Origin of the sequence: Microbacterium candidum, from assembly GCF_030315975.1 — a bacterium.
Classification (GTDB): Bacteria; Actinomycetota; Actinomycetes; order Actinomycetales; family Microbacteriaceae; genus Microbacterium; species Microbacterium candidum.
Genome location: NZ_JASXSZ010000010.1, coordinates 1 through 17,513, shown reverse-complemented (window position 1 = coordinate 17,513; position 17,513 = coordinate 1). Strand labels below are relative to the sequence as shown.

The following is a 17,513-nucleotide window of genomic DNA, read 5'->3' as shown; positions in this document are numbered from 1 at the left end:
GAACCGCGAGGGCCGAGCGGCGAGCGATGATGCCTCCATATTCAATTTCAGTCGCAACAGCACCAGAATGATCGTGGATGCAACGCATCCACTGTTCATTTATGGAGCCCATGATCGACCCCTCAGCGCGCCGCGCCCGCGGCAGACCGCGTGAGCGCGTCCTCGATGTCGACCGCATCACGGATGCGGCGCTCGCCGTGCTGAAGAAGGACGGCCTGCGCGGCCTCACGATGCGCGGGGTCGCCGCCCGACTCGGCGTGACGCCCAGTGCGCTCTACCACCACGTCCCCTCGCGCGACGCGCTCCTCGCCGCCGTCCAGGAGCGGTTCGCCGCGGGACTCGACACGTCCGGGTTCGGCACGCTCCCGCTGCGCGAGGCTCTCAGCCGCTGGGCGTGGAGCTATCTGCTCCTCCTGCGCGCGCAGCCCGAGCTCGTCCCGGTCATCGTCGAGGTGCCGCTCGCGCAGACCCCGCACACGTCGCTCATGTACCAGCGCGTCATCGCCGGCTTCGCTGCGGCGGGCTGGCCCGAGGAGAGCATCATCGGCTCGATGAGCGTCCTCGAGACCTACATCTTCGGCGCCGCTCTGGACTCGCCCTCGCCGGACGACGTGTATGCGCCGGGCAGCTCGGCGCGGGAGCCGCTGCTCGCCCGCACGTACGCCGCGTTCTCCGCATCCGTCGAGGACCGCGGCGAGCGACCCCGCGACGCCCTCTTCCGGCTGGGGGTGGAGGCGATCCTCACGGGCCTCCACCAGGTGTGGGGGTCCGGCCGCGGCTGGCCGGGCGCACCGCGCTGACCGCGGCCGAGCGTCCCGCGCCCAGCACAGCCGGGCGCACCGCGCTGAATAGACTCGAACCGTGAGCCACGAGCCGAATCGCGCCGACCTGCACAAGGACCCGAAGCGCGTCAGCGGGATGTTCGACGAGGTCGCTGCGGCCTACGACCGGACGAACGACATCCTGAGCCTCGGCCAGGACCGTCTGTGGCGCATCGCCGTCCGCAACGCCATCGACCCGCGGTCTGGTGAGCGCATCCTCGACCTGGCTGCCGGCACAGGCGCGTCCAGCGTCTCGCTCGCCCGCAGCGGAGCCGAGGTCGTCGCGGGCGACTTCTCGCCGGGCATGATCGCGGAGGGACGGCGCCGGCACGGCGACATCCCGAACCTCTCGTTCGTCGAGGCGGATGCGACGGCCCTTCCGTTCGACGACGACGAGTTCGACGTCGTCACGATCTCGTTCGGCCTGCGCAACGTCGTCGACGTCGACAAGGCGCTCCAGGAGATGAGGCGGGTCGCGAAGCCCGGCGGGCGCCTCCTCATCTGCGAGTTCTCCCACCCGCGCTCCCGCGCGTTCGGCGCGCTGTACGCGTTCTACAACAATCGCATCCTCCCGGTCGTCGCCAAGTTCGTGAGCTCGAACGCCGAGGCGTACGACTACCTCAACGAGTCGATCCGCGACTGGCCGGCGCAGCGGGCGCTCATGGCCCGCATCCGGAACGCCGGGTGGACGGATGTCGCGTACCGCGACCTCACCTTCGGCATCGTCGCCCTGCACCGCGCTGTGAAACCCGCGCGGGCCGCAGGGTCGGAGCGCGATCGGTAGGCTGGGATCGTGACTCCGCGCCCTTCCCTGCCCGGCTCGCACATCGCCGGCCGGCTGGGGCTCACCGATCGCGTCTTCGCGGGCGTGCGGTCGCGTCGTCTGCTCAAGACGGTCGAAGAGGCCCTCACCCGCGTCGAGAAGAAGCTCGCGGAAGAGCTCACCGTGGCCGACCCGGTCGCGGATGCAGCGAGCCGCTACCTGTACGAGGCGGGCGGCAAGCGCGTCCGCCCGATGCTCGCGATCATCGCGTCGATGCTGGGCGACGGGCCGACGGACGCCGTCATCGAGGGTGCGACAGCGCTCGAGCTCACCCACCTCGGGTCCCTGTACCACGACGACGTGATGGATGACGCGGACGTGCGCCGCGGCGTCCCGAGCGCCCACGAGGTCTGGGGCAACAACGTCGCGATCCTGACCGGCGATCTGCTCTTCTCGCGCTCGAGCCAGATCATGGCGCGCCACGGCGAGCGGGCGATCCGCCTGCAGGCCGACACCTTCGAGCGGCTCGTCCTCGGACAGATGCACGAGACGGTCGGCCCGCGCGAGGGCGACGACCCGGTGGCGTTCTACATCCAGGTGCTCTCCGACAAGACCGGCTCCCTCATCGCGGCGGCCGCGCAGGCCGGCGTCCTGTTCTCGAACGGCCCCGAGGAGTTCGCGCAGCCGCTGCTCGACTTCGGCGAGGCGGCGGGCATCGCCTTCCAGCTGCTCGACGACGTGATCGACCTCTCGAACGACCCCGACGAGACCGGGAAGGTTCCCGGGACCGACCTGCGCGCCGGTGTGCCCACGATGCCGTACCTGCTGCTGTCGCAGCGGACGGATGCCGCGGCCGCAGCCCTGCGCGCGCGCATCGACGAGGGCGTCGCGCGCATCGCCGAGGGCGCCGACTCCGCGATCCTCGACGCCGATCTCACCGCCCTGCGCGACGACGAGGCGACCGCGCAGACACTCGCGCTCGCCAACGAGTGGTCGAAGCGCGCGATCGCGGCGATCGCCCCTCTCCCGGAAGGACCGGTCCGCGAGGCGCTCACGCTCTTCGCCGAGGCCGTCGCCGACCGATCGAGCTGACACCCGAAGGAACACATGACCAAGCTCAGACTGGCCATCGTGGGGGCGGGCCCCGCGGGCATCTACGCCGCCGACATCCTGCTGAAGGCCGAGCGCAAGTTCGACGTCTCGATCGACCTGTTCGATCAGCTGCCTGCGCCCTACGGCCTGGTTCGCTACGGCGTGGCGCCCGACCACCCGCGCATCAAGGGCATCATCACGGCGCTGCGCGAAGTCCTCGACCGCGGCGACATCCGCATCTTCGGCAACGTGCGCTTCGGCACCGACATCACGCTCGACGACCTCAAGCGCCACTACAACGCCGTGATCTTCGCGACCGGGGCGATCAAGGACGCTGACCTGGCCATCCCCGGCATCGACTCCGAGGCGTCGTACGGGGCGGCGGACTTCGTCAGCTGGTACGACGGCCACCCCGACTTCCCGCGCGAGTGGCCGCTGGATGCCGCCTCCGTGGGCGTCATCGGCAACGGCAACGTCGCGCTCGACGTCGCGCGCATGCTCGCGAAGCACGCGGACGACCTGCTGCCCACGGAGATCCCCGCGAACGTCTACGACGGGCTCGCGGCGAGCGAGATCACCGACGTGCACGTGTTCGGGCGCCGCGGGCCGGCGAACGTCAAGTTCACCCCGCTCGAGCTCCGCGAGCTCGGCGAGCTGCGCGACGTCGACATGGTCGTCTACGACGAGGACTTCGACTACGACGAGGCTGCCCGTGCCGCGATCACGAGCAACAAGCAGGTCATGGTCATCGACCGCGTCCTGCAGTCGTGGCGCCAGCGTCCCGCAGCGAACGGCACCGGGGGCGAGGCATCCCGTCGCCTCCATCTGCACTTCTACGCGAAGCCGGTCGAGGTGAGGCGCGACGACTCCGGCCGCGTGTCCGCGCTCGTGTACGAGCGCACGCGTCCGGACGGGCAGGGCGGCGTCGTCGGCACCGGGGAGCTCCGCGAGGTGCCCATGCAGGCGATCTACCGCGCCGTCGGCTACTTCGGCTCGCCCCTTCCCGGCGTCCCCTTCGACAAGCGGCACGGCGTCATCCCGAACCGCGAGGGCCAGGTGCTGAGCAAGGACTCCAACGAGCGCGTGCCCGGCGTGTACGCGACCGGCTGGATCAAGCGCGGCCCCGTGGGGCTCATCGGCCACACGAAGTCCGACGCGATGGAGACGATCCGTCACCTGATCAACGGCCAGGGCACGTGGTGGGACCCGGAGGATGCGTCCGAAGCGGCGATCCCCGCCCTGCTGCGCGAGCGCGGCATCGAGTGGACCGACCTCGACGGCTGGCACCGCCTCGACGCCCACGAGATGTCGCTGGGCGTCGCGCAGGAGCGCGCGCGCATCAAGGTCGTCCCGCGCGAGGAGATGCTCGCCGCATCCCGCTCCGAGTAGGCCGCCGTGGCCGGCGACTGGGTGCCCGACATCCTCGGCGGTCCGTTCCAGCAGCGCACTCTCGAGCTGGGGACGGATGACGAGGGCCCGGTCGTCGCGACGATCGTCCGCTGCCTCCCGGGTTGGTGGCGCGGACGCACCGGCCCGCTCGCCGGCGTCGACGTGCTGTACGTGCACGGCTGGTCGGACTACTTCTTCCAGGCCGACGTCGCCCGGTTCTGGACGCGCCTGGGCGCTCGTTTCCACGCCCTGGACCTGCGCAAGTACGGACGGAGCCTGCGCGACGGTCAGACGCCCGGCGACATCGAGTCGCTCCGAACCTACGACGAGGACGTCGATGCGGCGCTCGAGGCGATGGGTCCGCGTGAGAGCCGACGCCTCATCCTGCAGGGGCATTCGACAGGCGGTCTGGTCCTCTCGCTGTGGGCGGACCGGCACGCGGGCGCGGCGGACGCCGTCATCCTCAACTCCCCGTGGCTCGAGCTCCAGATCGGGTCGCTCGGACGGCAGGCCCTCGCACCGTTCGTGAGCGCGGTGGCGCGGCTGGACCCGCGCGCGGCCCAGCCCGAGGTCGACTACGGGTTCTACACCCGCGCACAGCGCGAGATCGGGGCGATCCCGACGCTCGGGTATCGCGAGGACTGGCGGCCCGGCCGGGGCTTCACGACGCGCCCAGGGTGGCTGCGCGCCATCCTGGCCGGACACGCCAAGGTGGCGGCGGGACTCACGCTCGATTGCCCTATCCTCGTGCTCGTCTCGGCCCGCAGCTCCTCGCCGTTCACGTGGACGGAGGACATGACGTCCGCCGACTCCGTGCTCGTCGTCGACGACATCGCGCGGGCGTCCCTGAAGCTCGGCGAGGTCGTCACAGTGGGCCGTATCGAGGGTGCGATCCACGACGTTTTCCTGTCGCGCGAGCAGCCGCGGGCGCGCGCCTATGAAATAGTCGAGCGTTGGGTATGCGGACTGGCGCATTCCGCGCGATAGTGTCAACGCAACGACGGGGAGGTCGCATGCAGGCAGGAGCCAATCTGCCCGCTGTGGGCGGGTACAACCAGGCTGTGATCCTGGATGCTGTGCGCCGGTCGCCGGACGGCGTCAGCCGCGTCGAGCTGGCCGAGCGCACCGGGCTGAGCCCGCAGACGGTCTCGAACGTCACGCGACGGCTGCTCGACGAGGGTTTCATCGTCGACGCCGGCACCGTGCCGTCCGGAGTGGGCAAGCCCCGCACGATCCTGCGCCTCGAGCCGCAGGGCCGCTTCGCGGTCGGGGTGCACCTCGACCCGACGGTCATCACCCTCGTCCTGCTCGACCTCGCGTCGCGCGTCGTCGCCGACCGAACGATCCCGACGCCGGCTTCGGGGGAGGCGCCCTCGACGATCGCGCGCATCGCGGAGGTCGTCCGAGAGCTCATCGCCGAGTCCGCCGTCGACGCGCAGCGCGTCATGGGCGTGGGCGTGGCGGCCCCGGGCCCGATCGACCTCGAGGCGGGCACGGTGCTGAACCCGCCGCTCCTCCACGGCTGGAGGGATGTCGCGATCCGCGACGACCTCGCGGATGCCCTCGACATCCCGGTCCTCCTCGAGAAGGACGTCACGGCGGCGGCCGTCGCCGAGCTGTGGGCCGGCGCCGGCGCGTCCGACGATCGCAACACCCTGTTCCTGTACTACGGGACAGGCCTCGGCACCGGCGTGATCCTGCGCAACGAGGTCATCCGCGGTGTCTCCGGCAACGCCGGTGACGTCGCCGCCCTCGCCGTCGGCGTGACGGACGGTCACGTGCGCCGCGTCGGGATCTCGGCCATGCCGAGCGTGCTCGTGGATGCCGCGATGGCGGCCGGCGTGCTGCAGCACGAGCCGGGACCGCTCGGCACTGAGGAGATCCGGGCGCTGTTCTCGCAGCTCGTGCAGGCCGCGGACGGCGGCGATCCCGCAGCCGTCGCGATCATGGATGCGGCCGCCGACGACATCGCGGTCGGGCTCGTGCAGCTCGTCAACCTGCTCGACGTCGACCGTGTCGTCTTCGGCGGCCCGTTCTTCGGTGTGGCGAGCGGGTTCCTGCTCGACCGCGTCCCAGGGCGCGTCCACGACAATCCGCTCCTTGTCGTGCCGCACGAGATCGAGTTCACGACGTCGGACTTCGGCGACGATGTCGCCGCCGTCGGCGCGGCGGCCCTGGTCCTCGATCACGCCTTCTCGCCGCGGCCTGAGGGGCTTCTCATCACGCACTGACGAACCCTTCCCTAATTCGTCTAATCGCTGTAGCATTGCTTCGGAAGCAAGAACACGCGGTGTCGGGCGGGTCTGCGCGCGTTGCGTCCCCCTCTTTGTGAGGATGGGTGGGCAGCGCAGAACCATCGGGGGGATGGGCATTCCCGCCCGATATCGCAGCCTCCCGCTGGCTGCGCGACGGAAGGGACCCGATGTTCGACGACTCCGCGCTCGTCCTGGCGCGCATCGACCGTTTCCTCCGGGAGCGCGTCGCGCCCGGAGTCGAGCGAGCCGCCGTGCCGCTCGAGGTGTCGGCGTGGTTGGCGCCCGACGAGCCCGTGCCGTTCTCCGAGGCCGTCGCACAGGAGTTCGCGCCGTTCGCGGTCGGTACGGCGTGGGGCAAGCCGTGGGGCACGACCTGGTTCCGTCTGCGCGGACAGGTTCCCGAGGGCTGGACCGTGCCGCAGATGTCTCCGGGGGCCGGTCAGGCGTCGCGCGGAGCCGTAGGACACGTGGCCGCGGGGCATACGGGGCAGAGGGTCGAGCTTGCGATCGACCTCGGCTTCCAGACGGCCCAGCCGGGATTCCAGGCCGAGGGGCTCGTCTTCACGCCGCACGGTCGCATCGTGAAGGCCCTCGAGCCGCGCAACACGCACGTCCCCGTGTGCAGCGCGGACATCGACATCTACGTCGAGGCGGCCTCCAACCCCGATATCGCCGGTGACTGGACGTTCGCGCCGTCGCCGCTCGGCGACAAGACGACGGCAGGCACGGCGCCGCTCTACGTGTTCCGCCGCGCCGACATCGTGCTGCGCTCCCGCGAGGTGTGGGAGCTGGCTCAGGATGCTGCGGCCCTCCGCGGGCTGTACGACCAGCTGCCGGCCACGTCTCCTCGTGCCGCGGAGATCCTCCGGGCTCTGGAGCGGGCCGTCGACGCGACTGATCCGCACGACGTCGCGGGCACGGCGTCCGCCGCCCGGGCCGCGCTCGCACCGGCGCTCGCCGCTCCCGCGAACGCCAGCGCGCACCGCATCGCGGCTGTCGGCCACGCGCACATCGACTCGGCGTGGCTGTGGCCGACGCGGGAGACCGTCCGCAAGTGCGCCCGCACGTTCTCGAACGTCCTCGATCTCATGGACGCCGATCCGCGGTTCACGTTCGCGTGCTCGTCCGCGCAGCAGTACGCGTGGATCGAGGAGCGTTACCCCGACCTGTTCGCCCGCCTCGCCGAGCGCGTCGCGGAAGGCCGGTTCGTGCCCGTCGGCGGCATGTGGGTCGAGTCCGACACCAATCTGCCCGGCGGCGAAGCGCTCGTGCGCCAGTTCGTACGCGGCCAGAGGTACTTCGAGCGGGCGTTCGGGCGCCGCGCGTCCGTCGGATGGCTTCCCGATTCGTTCGGGTACACCGGCGCGTTGCCGCAGATCCTCGAGGGCGCCGGCCTCCGGTCGTTCCTCACCCAGAAGATCTCGTGGAACGAGACGAACAGGTTCCCGCACCACACGTTCGAGTGGGAGGGCATCGACGGCACGCGCGTGTTCACGCACTTCCCGCCCGTCGACACCTACTCCTCGGATCTGTCGGCCGCCGACCTCGCGCGCGCCGAGCGCCAGTACGCGGAGAAGGGCGCCGCGAACTCGTCCCTCGTCCCGTTCGGCTTCGGTGACGGCGGTGGGGGCCCTACTCGGGAGATGCTCGCCGCGGCCGCCCGCACCGAATCGCTCGAGGGATCGCCGCGCGTCGAGCTCACAGGTCCCGAGGAGTTCTTCGAGAGCGCACGCGCCGAGTACCCGCATCCGCCGGTGTGGGCGGGGGAGCTCTACCTCGAGTTCCACCGCGGAACGTACACGTCGCAGGCCCGCACGAAGCGCGGCAACCGGCGCTGCGAGCACCTGCTGCGCGAAGCGGAGCTGTGGGCGACGACCGCCCATGTACGCGCGGGCTTCGACTATCCGTACGACGTCCTGGACGAGGCGTGGCGGGTCGTGCTGCTGCAGCAGTTCCACGACATCCTGCCGGGCTCGTCGATCGCGTGGGTGCACCGCGAGGCCGAGGCAGGCTACGCGCGCGTCGAGGCGGCGCTGGAACGGGTCATCGAGGGGGCCCTCGAGGCGCTCGAAGCCGCGGCGCCGGAAGACGGTGCCGGGTGGTTCAACGCGAGCCCGTTCGCGGTGGCCGGTGTTCCCGCGCTGGGCGCCGGAGCGGCCGTCGTGGCCGACGACGCCCGGCTCGAGCGCGACGGCGACAGGCTGGTGCTCTCCACGGATCTCGCCCGTTTCGTCCTCGATGCATCGGGACGCATCGTGTCGGCGGTGGATGCGGCGACCGGCCGCGAGGCGATCGCTCCCGGCGAAGCCGCGGGGGAGCTGCAGGTGTTCCGTGACACGCCCGCGCAGTGGGATGCGTGGGACGTCGACGAGAACTACCGTCGCCACGGCGAGGTCGTGGCATCCGTCGTCTCGCTCGCCGTCACCGAAGACACCCCGCACCGCGTCGCTGTGCAGGTCGCCCGGCAGTTCGGCGACTCGCGCGTGCTGCAGGAGTTCGCCGTCTCCGCCGGGTCGGCGCGCATCTCGATCACGACCGAGGTGGATTGGCACGAGCGGCAGCGGCTACTGAAGCTCGCGTTCCCGCTCGACATCCACACCACCACGGCGACCTCTGAAGTCCAGTTCGGGCATGTCGTGCGGCCGATCACCCGCAACACGTCCTGGGACGAAGCGCGGTTCGAGACGAGCGCGCACCGCTGGGTGCACGTCGGCGAACCCGGATTCGGGGCAGCCGTCGCCAACGACGCCAGCTACGGTCACGACGTCACGCGTCACGCCCGCGCGGGCGGCGGCACCACGACGCTCGTGCGTCAGTCGCTGCTGCGGGCGCCGCTCTTCCCCGACCCCGAGGCCGATCAGGGCGCGCACGTGTTCCGGTCGACGCTGACGGTCGGCGCGGGCATCCCGGAGGCCGTCGCCGAGGGCTATCGCCTCAACCTCGGACGCCGCACCGCGGGCGCCGTCGTGGCGCCGATCGTGCGCGTCGACGGCGTCCCCACGCCTTCTCCAGACGCCGCTGGCGCGTCGTCCGGAGCCTCCGGGCGCGTGGGCCCAGGCGTGCTGGTCGAGTCCGTCAAGCTCGCGGAGGACCGCTCAGGCGACCTGGTCGTCCGGCTGTACGAGGCGTACGGGCGGAGGGCGGAGGCATCCATCGTCTTCGACGCCGACGTCGTGTCGGTGGTCGCGACCGACCTCCTGGAAGACCCTGTGGCGTCGGCGTCGGACGGGTCCGCCATCGACGTGTCGCTGCGGCCGTTCCAGATCGTCACGCTGCGCGCCCGCCGCGCCTGACACTCACCCCGGTCGCCGAGCTCGTCGAGGCGTCGTACCCCAGGGCATCTCCCTTCGCCGCCGGTCGTTGAGCGAGCGGAGCGCGTCGAAACGCGGTGAGCCGATCTCGCGGCCTCCTTGCGTTTCGTCTCGCTCGTTCCTCGCTCGCTCAACGACCCGCGCGGACAGTTCCCCTTCGCCGCCGGTCGTTGAGCGAGCGGAGCGCGTCGAAACGCGGTGAGCCGATCTCGAGGTGCCGCTGCGTTTCGTCTCGCTCGTTCCTCGCTCGCTCAACGACCGTCGCGGGCAGTTCCCCTTCGCGGGTCGTTGAGCGAGCGGAGCGAGTCGAAACGCGGTGAGCTCCGAGGAGCGTCAGCCCGCGGTCGGCAGCGGGCCCGTGGCATCCGTCGCCGGCTCCAGGACGACCGGGACGACCTTGACGACCCGCGGCATCCAGATCGCCGACAGCAGGATGCCGACGGCGATCACCGCGACTGCGATGAAGACCGCGACGGACGCCGTCACGATGGTGTGCGCGTCGTGCGCGTTGCCGCCCATGCCCGCGATGATCGAGTTCGCGATCGCGCCGAGCACGGCCGCGCCCATCGACTGGCCGAGCGAGCGGGCGAACATGTTCGATCCGGTGACGACGCCGCGCTCGTTCCAGTCGACGCTCGCCTGGGCGGCGACGAGGCTGGGGACGGCTGCGAAGCCGAATCCGGCGCCGATGAAGAAGCAGCTGATCGCGACGAGGGCGATGGATGGATGCGGCGCCAGCAGGGCCAGCACGACGGTTCCTGCGACGACGATGACGCCGCCCATGATCGTCGTCGTGCGGAAGCCGATCCGCAGGTAGAAGCGCCCGGCGAGCGAAGCGGCGATCGGCCAGCCGATCGTGAAGGTCGCGAGGGCCAGGCCCGCCACGAGGGGCGACGCGCCGGTGCCGACCTCGAGGTACGTCGGGATGAACGCCGTGAGCCCGACGAGCCCGACGCCGATCCCGAAGCCGAGGACGGTCGTCGACGAGATGATGCGGCGCTGGAAGAGATGCAGCGGCAGGACCGGCTCCGTCGCGCGCCGCTCGACGAGCAGGAAGACGACCAGCAGCACCGCGCCGGCACCGAAGATCGCGATGCTCGCGGGTGAGTTCCACGCCCACGCCGTGCCGCCCTCGAGGACGCCCAGCATGACGAGCGTCATAGAGGCCGTCAGAAGTGCCGCGCCCGCGTAGTCGATGCGGTGCGATCGCTTCTCCACGGTCTCGCGGAAGTTGCGGATGACGAGCCAGGCAGCGGCGATGCAGAGGGGGATGTTGACGAGGAAGATGCCGCGCCAGATCCCGAGCTGGGCGAAGACGCCGCCGAGCGTCGGTCCGACGACCGCGGCGATCGCCCACACGCTCGCGATGTAGCCCTGCACGCGGGCGCGTTCCTCGATCGTGTAGATGTCGCCGACGATCGTGATCGAAAGCGGCAGGATGGCGCCCGCCCCGATGCCCTGGATCGCGCGAGCGATGATCAGGATCGGCATGCTCCAGGCGACGCCCGCGACGATGGAGCCGGCGAGGAAGACAGCGATGCCGAAGAGCAGTACCGGTCGGCGGCCGATGGTGTCCGCGAGCTTCGAGTAGACCGGAACGGTGACCGCAGACGTCAGCAGATAGACCGAGAACAGCCACGGGAACGATGAGAACGAGCCGAGGTCGCTCACGATCGACGGGACCGCCGTCGCGATGATCGTCGAATCGATGGCGACGAGGCCCGTCGCCATCATCACCGCCAGAAGGATCGCACCGCGTTCAGATCTCAGACCGATGTCGTTCGCCACCCCGAGTGCAACCCCGGCCGGTTCCCAGGGTATTCCCGGCTCTTGACGCCGAATCGTCCGGCCCGGACCGGACGGCCGCGGCTATCGGCATCCTCGTCGTGGTGTCGATCGTGGTCGCCCAGGTGTGGTTCTTCATGATCCCGATCGGCGATTGGACGCCGACGGGACCGAACACGTTCTCCTTCCCGTTCCCGTTCGGGAGCGTGGAGATGCAGACGACGCCCCGCCGGGCTCCTAGGCGGCGAGCAGGAAGCTCTCGTGCAGGTCGGCGGCATCCAGTGCCTGCTCGGCCGCACGGCGGCCCTCGTCGATGAGTCGGGGCACGTCGGACATCGTCCACTGCGCCATCCGCTCCATCTCGGGCTGGATCAGCACGACCGAGGGGTCCTCGACGAGGTCGGCGGTGCGGGTGACGGTGCGCATCATCCGCACGTTCTCCCACTTCGCGTGCAGGCGGACGACGATCGTCCGCTCGGCTCCGAGCGCGCGGGTCGCCGTCTCCGGGACGTTGTCGATCATGCCGCCGTCGGCGAGCAGCGCCGCGCCGTGGCGCACGGGAGGCAGGAGACCGGGCACCGCGATCGTCGAGCGGAGCGCCGTGCTCAGCGGACCGGAGTCGAGGATGACGCCGCGGCGCGTGCGCAGGTCGGTCGCATACGCGCCGAATCGGCGGTCGAGGTCCTCGATGAGAGGGTCGTGTCCGAGGATGCGGTGCACCGCATCCGTCACCGCGTGCGTGTCGAGGAGTCCCCAGCGCGGGCGGAGCGACCAGCGCGCGATGGCGCCCCAGCGGAAACCGCGGGTGGCGTCCTCGATCACGTCAGCGTCGAGACCCGAGGCATAGGCCGCGGCGACGAGCGCGCCGGCGCTCGTACCGGTGACGATGCCGGGGCGGATCCCGCGCTCCTCGAGCACCTGCAGGACGCCCGCGTGCGCGGCCCCGTACGCGCCGCCACCACCGAGCGTGAGGCCGAGGGTCGGGTCGTCGGTCACGGGTTCTCCAGTCGTCGGGGCATTCCGAGAATTAGAACACTCCACGCCTGTGCACGCGCTGACCAGACGATGCGGGAACGCCATCAGCGGACCTCGCCGCCGCTGTGAGCGGGCTCGTGGGCGACCTTCGGAAGGCGAGCGGTGCCGCGATGCCGACGAGGACGAGGGTGAGGCCGGCCCACTGCCGAGGTCCGAGGACGTCGCCTGCGACGAGGACGCCGAGCAGCACGCCGGCGACGGGATTGAGCAGACCGATGAGTCCGACCGTGTCTCCGCGCAGATGCTTGAGCGCGGAGAACCACGTCACGTAGGCCAGCGCCGTGGCGATCAACGTCAGGTAGGCGTACGCGACGACGGCCTGACCGTCGACCGTCGGAGGCGGCCATTCCAGCAGTGCCGCGACCGGCAGCAGCATGAGTCCGCCGGCGGCCAGCTGCCAGGCGGTCGACGCGAGGACGTCGACATCCTGGTTCCATCGCTTCGCGAGGATGAATCCGAACGATGACATGATCATCGCGGCGATGGATGCCAGGACGCCCGTCATGTTGATGGTGCCGCCTCCGCCCAGCAGCATGAGAGCCACCCCTGCGACGCCGATGGCGGCACCCGCGAGGCGGGCGATGTTCGGCCGCTCGTGCACGAGCAGCCACGCGACGAGCGCGAGGGTCACGGGGGAGAAGGCCATGATCGTCGAGGCGATGCTCGCGGGCAGCAGCTGCGCGGCCGCGTAGACGAGGACGAAGAACGCGCCGACGTTCAGCGTGCCGAGCACGAACGACTTCCACCACCAGGAGCCGCGCGGCATCCGGCGCACGAGGGCGAGGAGGATCAGCCCCGCCGGAAGAGCGCGGATCGCGGCGCCCCACAGGGGCTCGTCGGGAAGGAACTCCCGTGTGACGAAGTAGGTGCTGCCCCAGGCGATCGGCGCGATGGCGGCGACCGGCATCCATCTGCGGATATCTTCCATGGAAGACAACAATAGCTTCCAAGCAAGGTATATTCCCGACATGGCGGAGATCGACCGAGTCGCACACATCCAGGCCGAGTGGGCGCGCGAGCGCCCGGACCTCGATGTCTCCGCGGTGGGGGTCATCGGGCGGCTCCACCGGCTGGCCGGGCACCTGACGGACGAGCTCGTCGCCGTGTATGCCGAGCACGGCCTGACCGAAGGCGACTTCGACGTGCTCGCCACGCTGCGTCGCGCCGGAGCACCGTACGAGTGGAGCGCGGGGGAGCTTGCCGAGCGCACGATGATCACGACCGGCGGCATGACCAAACGCCTGGACCGGCTCGAGCAGAAGGGCTTCGTGACACGCCGCGCGAGCGAGGCCGATGCGCGCGGGCGTGTCGTGGCGCTGACCGCCCACGGCCGCGAGGTGATCGACACCGCCTTCGCCGACCACATGGCCAACGAACGCAGGCTCCTCGACCTGTTGCCGGCGGAGGATCGCGAGCGGCTCGAGGCGGTGCTCACGAAGTGGCTGGCGCACTTCGAGTAGCTCTTGCCGGTGCGGGGGTGCGCACCGATAGCCTGCGATGGCGGAGGGGGTCGAGGGGGACGAGCCCCCGCATCCCGCACGGAGCAGATCGGAGGGCCGATGGCCGGGAGTGACGTGGCGCCCGACGCCGCGCTGGCGCGGATCGCGGCCGAGCTCTACGCCGGCCCTCTGGACGAGTTCGTCTCGGCCCGGAACGCGCAGGCCAAGCACGCCGACGACCGCGAGCTCGCGGCGCAGATCCGTGCGCTGCGCAAGCCGTCCGTCGCCGCGTGGATCGTCGACGTCTTCGCGCAGGAGCGCGGGGCACGACTCGGCGAGGCGCTGCAGCTCGCTGCAGAGCTGCGCGAGGCGCAGGCCGACCTCGACGCCCCGGCCCTCGCCGAGCTCGGCAGGCAGCGCCGCGCGCTCACCGACCAGCTGGCGCGGGATGCCGTGGCGCTGGCGTCGGCGCGCGGCGGGCAGGTGACCCCGTCGACGGCTGAGGCTGTGCGGCAGACGATCGCCGCAGCGTTCTTCGATGCGGATGCTGCTGCCGCCGTGGCCTCCGGACGACTGGTGCGTGAGCTCGAGGCTTCGGGGGTCGCGATCGATCTGGACGCGGTGGTGGGCGGCGGCCCGCCGACCCCCATGGCGGCCGCGCCGCCGACGGACGAGATGCAGGCGCGCCGGGAGCGGCGCGCGGCCGAAGTCGGGCTGCGGGATGCCGAGCAAGCGCTGCTGCGCGCGAAGCGCGACCAGTCGAAGGCCGACGGGGATGCGCTCGATCTCACCCGCCGCATCGAGGAACTGTCCCGGCGCGAACGGGAGCTCGAGGCGGGGCTCGTGGAGGTCCGCGCCAAGCTCGACGACGCCCAGTCGCGCGTGCCGGATGCCGAGTCGCGTCGGTCTGCTGCCGAGGCCGCGTTCAGCGCCGCCGAGCGCGCCCTCGACGATGCCCGAAAGGCCCTCGGCCACTGACTGGAGTCAGGCGAGCGTGGCAAGAAGGTGCGCGTTGCGCTTCCGGATGAGGCGTCGAAGGTAGGGGACCAGCACCATCCGCTCCGCCAGGCGCCCGAAGATCGGTGAGCCGACCGTGAGCCGATCGGTCATCCGTGAGCCCTCGGCGAGCGGTTCGAAACGGTGCTCGTGGACGAAGACCTTGAACGGACCGCGCGCCTGCTGGTCGACGAACGAGTGCGGTCGGTCGAGAGCCGTGATCTTCGACGTCATCGTGAACCAGATGCCGAAGTGGCGGGCGCGCCACGTGACCGTCTCGCCGAGTCCGATCCGCCCGGATGTCACGCCGGCGACGGCCCGCTCACCGGATGCCGCCATGGAGGCCATGTGGGCGTCGATGTCGAGGGAGACGTCGAAGAGCGCCTCGGCCGGATGCGGAGTCTCGGTGACGATCGTGAAGGTCGAAGGCACAGCCCCATCCTGGTGCCTCTCGGCCCATCGGCCGGCTCGCCGAGATCAGCGGTAGTTGACGAACTGCAGGTCGACGTCGAGATCGGCGGCCTTCAGCAGACGCTGGACCTCCTGCAGGTCGTCACGCGACTTCGACTGCACGCGCAGCTCGTCGCCCTGGATCTGCGACTTCACCGACTTGGGGCCCTCGTCGCGGATGATCTTGGAGATCTTCTTCGCGTTCTCCGACGAGATGCCGTCCTTGATGGTCGACGAGATGCGGTACTCCTTGCCGCTCGCCTGCGGCTCGCCCGACTCGAGGCTCTTCAGCGAGATGCCGCGCTTGATGAGCTTCGTCTGGAACACGTCGAGCACCGCCTTCGCGCGCTCCTCGCTGTTCGCCTTGATGAGCACGGCCTCGCCGCTCCACTCGATCGAAGCGCCGGTGCCCTTGAAGTCGTAACGCTGCTCGATCTCCTTGCGGGCCTGGTTGAGCGCGTTGTCGGCCTCCTGGTGGTCGACCTTGGAGACGATGTCAAACGAGGAGTCAGCCATCCACCCACCCTACCGGCGGGCGCTCGACCAGCGGAGTCGATTCGACCAAGGGCGTCCGGTGACGGCGAAGAGCGCACTCCGCGTCCGTCCCTCGCCGAGACGCCCTGCGCCGTCCAGGACGCGTGGCGATGCCGGGTGTCGTGGACAGAAGCGCGCGTCTCGAGGAGGAGAGGCCGCCGCATCCATCTCCCGAAAGCGCTTGCGACGGACGACAGAGACACCGGGCCGACCGATCAGCCGCTTGCAAGCGCATGCAAGCATCACGATTCTGCATCTCGACAGAACTCGCTCTTGCGCAGAACAGCGCCATCGGTCAGAATGTAAGCGCTTGCAATTCAGCTCCGGGGTCGATGAAGCCGCCGCACGTGCTCTTCCGCCCCGATCTCCCGATCAGAGAGGCAAACACCGATGAAGGTGAACAAGAAGGGCGTGCTCGGTCTCGTGGCGCTCCTCGCGGGCAGCGCCGTCGCGCTCACCGCGTGCTCGGGCAGCAGCAACGCTGCCAACACCCCGACCTCGGGCGGCTCGCTCACGGTGTGGGTCGACGCCAACCGCGCCGCCGCCATGAAGGACGTCGCCGCCACCTTCGAGAAGGAGAAGGGCGTCAAGGTCAACCTGGTCATCAAGGACTACGGGAAGATCCAGCAGGACTTCACCGCTCAGGTCCCGACCGGCAAGGGCCCCGACATCACCATCGGCGGCCACGACTGGATCGGCGGCTTCGTCAAGAACGGCGTCGTCGCGCCCATCGAGCTCGGTTCGAAGTCCGGCGACTTCGAGAAGATCGCGATCCAGGCCGTGACGTATGACGGCAAGCAGTACGGTCTCCCGTACGCGATCGAGAACATCGCGATCATGCGCAACACCGCCCTCGCGCCGAACCCGACTCCGGCCACGTACGACGAGATGATCTCGGCGGGCAAGGCCTCCGGCGCCAAGTACCCCTTCCTCATCGGCCTCGACGCGACCGCGGGCGACCCGTATCACACGTACCCGTTCCAGACGTCGTTCGGCTCCGCGGTCTTCGCGCAGAACGCCGACGGCTCGTACGACGCCTCGAAGCTCACCATCGGCGACGACGCGGGCAAGAACTTCGCGAAGTGGCTCGGCCAGCAGGGCGCCGCGGGCATCTTCAAGCCGGGTCTGACCGGTGACCTCGCGAAGGCCGCCTTCAACGCGGGCGAGTCGCCCTACTTCATCACCGGCCCGTGGAACGTGCCGGATGCGCAGGCCAAGGGCATCAAGATCGCCATCGACCCGATCCCCTCGGCCGGCGGCCAGCCCGCTCGTCCGTTCGCCGGCGTTCAGGCCTTCTTCATCAGCGCCAAGTCGAAGAACCAGCTGCTCGCCAACGAGTTCCTCGTGAACTACATCGGCACCGAGGCCGTCCAGACCGAGCTCTACAAGGCCGGCGGTCGCCCGCCGGCACTGACGACCGCCTTCACCGCGGCGCAGTCCGACCCGATCATCGCGGGCTTCGCCAAGGTCGGCGCCGACGCCGTCCCGATGCCGAGCATCCCCCAGATGGGTGCCGTGTGGGACGACTGGGGCAAGTCCGAGGTCGCCATCATGAAGGGCGGCGAGGCCGTCTCCACGTGGCAGCAGATGGCCACGTCCATCCAGGGCAAGGTCGCCGCAGGCTGATCCCTCTCCACGGCGGG

15 protein-coding genes are annotated in these 17,513 nt (G+C 70.4%); 10 read left to right on the top strand and 5 right to left on the bottom strand.

Translation table 11 applies throughout. The annotated features are described in order from the left end of the window. Window positions 1-110 precede the first annotated feature (110 nt). From QSV35_RS19735 to QSV35_RS19705, 7 genes are all read left to right on the top strand, one after another. Complete coding sequence (locus QSV35_RS19735; protein WP_286290710.1) at window positions 111-800, top strand: TetR/AcrR family transcriptional regulator; 690 nt, start codon at window positions 111-113, stop codon at window positions 798-800. A gap of 61 nt (window positions 801-861) precedes the next feature. Further along, a complete protein-coding gene (locus tag QSV35_RS19730; protein WP_286290708.1) occupies window positions 862-1,605 on the top strand; it encodes a demethylmenaquinone methyltransferase in 744 nt (247 codons plus the stop codon). A 9-nt stretch (window positions 1,606-1,614) separates the two neighbouring features. Then, complete coding sequence (locus QSV35_RS19725) at window positions 1,615-2,676, top strand: polyprenyl synthetase family protein (RefSeq protein WP_286290707.1); 1,062 nt, start codon at window positions 1,615-1,617, stop codon at window positions 2,674-2,676. A 15-nt stretch (window positions 2,677-2,691) separates the two neighbouring features. After that, entirely contained in the window at window positions 2,692-4,065 is a 1,374-nt protein-coding gene (locus QSV35_RS19720; RefSeq protein WP_286290706.1) for an FAD-dependent oxidoreductase, read from the top strand. Window positions 4,066-4,071: 6 nt separating this feature from the next. After that, entirely contained in the window at window positions 4,072-5,052 is a 981-nt protein-coding gene (locus QSV35_RS19715; protein WP_286290704.1) for an alpha/beta hydrolase, read from the top strand. 26 nt (window positions 5,053-5,078) lie between these two features. Beyond that, window positions 5,079-6,296, top strand: coding sequence for an ROK family transcriptional regulator (locus QSV35_RS19710; RefSeq protein WP_286290703.1), 1,218 nt, complete (start codon window positions 5,079-5,081; stop codon window positions 6,294-6,296). Window positions 6,297-6,487: 191 nt separating this feature from the next. Beyond that, window positions 6,488-9,613 (top strand): alpha-mannosidase, encoded by a 3,126-nt coding sequence (locus QSV35_RS19705; protein WP_286290702.1) that lies wholly within the window; start codon window positions 6,488-6,490, stop codon window positions 9,611-9,613. Between the two features lie 351 nt (window positions 9,614-9,964). Here QSV35_RS19705 and QSV35_RS19700 read toward each other — a convergent pair whose 3' ends face one another. From QSV35_RS19700 to QSV35_RS19690, 3 genes are all read right to left on the bottom strand, one after another. Beyond that, window positions 9,965-11,365, bottom strand: a complete 1,401-nt coding sequence (locus QSV35_RS19700) for an MFS transporter (protein WP_286290786.1) — start codon at window positions 11,363-11,365, stop codon at window positions 9,965-9,967. 288 nt (window positions 11,366-11,653) lie between these two features. Further along, the gene (locus QSV35_RS19695; RefSeq protein WP_286290701.1) at window positions 11,654-12,412 is read right to left on the bottom strand and encodes a patatin-like phospholipase family protein; all 759 of its coding nucleotides are present in this window, start codon (window positions 12,410-12,412) and stop codon (window positions 11,654-11,656) included. Between the two features lie 31 nt (window positions 12,413-12,443). After that, window positions 12,444-13,379 carry a DMT family transporter gene (locus QSV35_RS19690; RefSeq protein WP_286290700.1) on the bottom strand — a complete coding sequence of 312 codons (936 nt, stop codon included), beginning with the start codon at window positions 13,377-13,379 and terminating at the stop codon, window positions 12,444-12,446. A 40-nt stretch (window positions 13,380-13,419) separates the two neighbouring features. Here QSV35_RS19690 and QSV35_RS19685 point away from each other — a divergent pair, with 40 nt between their 5' ends. Together QSV35_RS19685 and QSV35_RS19680 are read left to right on the top strand one after the other, a co-directional pair. After that, window positions 13,420-13,911 (top strand): MarR family winged helix-turn-helix transcriptional regulator, encoded by a 492-nt coding sequence (locus QSV35_RS19685; RefSeq protein ID WP_286290699.1) that lies wholly within the window; start codon window positions 13,420-13,422, stop codon window positions 13,909-13,911. Window positions 13,912-14,010: 99 nt separating this feature from the next. Beyond that, the gene (locus QSV35_RS19680) at window positions 14,011-14,868 is read left to right on the top strand and encodes a transposase (protein ID WP_286290698.1); all 858 of its coding nucleotides are present in this window, start codon (window positions 14,011-14,013) and stop codon (window positions 14,866-14,868) included. Window positions 14,869-14,874: 6 nt separating this feature from the next. Here the strand turns inward: QSV35_RS19680 and QSV35_RS19675 are convergent, their stop codons facing one another. Further along, a complete protein-coding gene (locus tag QSV35_RS19675; RefSeq protein ID WP_286290697.1) occupies window positions 14,875-15,318 on the bottom strand; it encodes an SRPBCC family protein in 444 nt (147 codons plus the stop codon). 45 nt (window positions 15,319-15,363) lie between these two features. Next, window positions 15,364-15,852, bottom strand: a complete 489-nt coding sequence (locus QSV35_RS19670; RefSeq protein WP_286290696.1) for a YajQ family cyclic di-GMP-binding protein — start codon at window positions 15,850-15,852, stop codon at window positions 15,364-15,366. A 408-nt stretch (window positions 15,853-16,260) separates the two neighbouring features. Here QSV35_RS19670 and QSV35_RS19665 point away from each other — a divergent pair, with 408 nt between their 5' ends. After that, on the top strand, window positions 16,261-17,496 hold the full coding sequence (locus tag QSV35_RS19665) for a sugar ABC transporter substrate-binding protein (protein ID WP_286290695.1): 1,236 nt from the start codon (window positions 16,261-16,263) through the stop codon (window positions 17,494-17,496). The last annotated feature ends 17 nt before the right edge of the window (window positions 17,497-17,513 follow it).

Coding starts and splice junctions, on each gene's coding strand:
- QSV35_RS19720 (WP_286290706.1), top strand. CDS start 2,692: ATGACCAAGCTCAGACTGGCCATCGTGGGGGCGGGCCCCGCGGGCATC.
- QSV35_RS19735 (WP_286290710.1), top strand. CDS start 111: ATGATCGACCCCTCAGCGCGCCGCGCCCGCGGCAGACCGCGTGAGCGC.
- QSV35_RS19710 (WP_286290703.1), top strand. CDS start 5,079: ATGCAGGCAGGAGCCAATCTGCCCGCTGTGGGCGGGTACAACCAGGCT.
- QSV35_RS19700 (WP_286290786.1), bottom strand. CDS start 11,365: ATGATGGCGACGGGCCTCGTCGCCATCGATTCGACGATCATCGCGACG.
- QSV35_RS19665 (WP_286290695.1), top strand. CDS start 16,261: ATGAAGGTGAACAAGAAGGGCGTGCTCGGTCTCGTGGCGCTCCTCGCG.
- QSV35_RS19680 (WP_286290698.1), top strand. CDS start 14,011: ATGGCCGGGAGTGACGTGGCGCCCGACGCCGCGCTGGCGCGGATCGCG.
- QSV35_RS19670 (WP_286290696.1), bottom strand. CDS start 15,852: ATGGCTGACTCCTCGTTTGACATCGTCTCCAAGGTCGACCACCAGGAG.
- QSV35_RS19705 (WP_286290702.1), top strand. CDS start 6,488: ATGTTCGACGACTCCGCGCTCGTCCTGGCGCGCATCGACCGTTTCCTC.
- QSV35_RS19685 (WP_286290699.1), top strand. CDS start 13,420: ATGGCGGAGATCGACCGAGTCGCACACATCCAGGCCGAGTGGGCGCGC.
- QSV35_RS19690 (WP_286290700.1), bottom strand. CDS start 13,379: ATGGAAGATATCCGCAGATGGATGCCGGTCGCCGCCATCGCGCCGATC.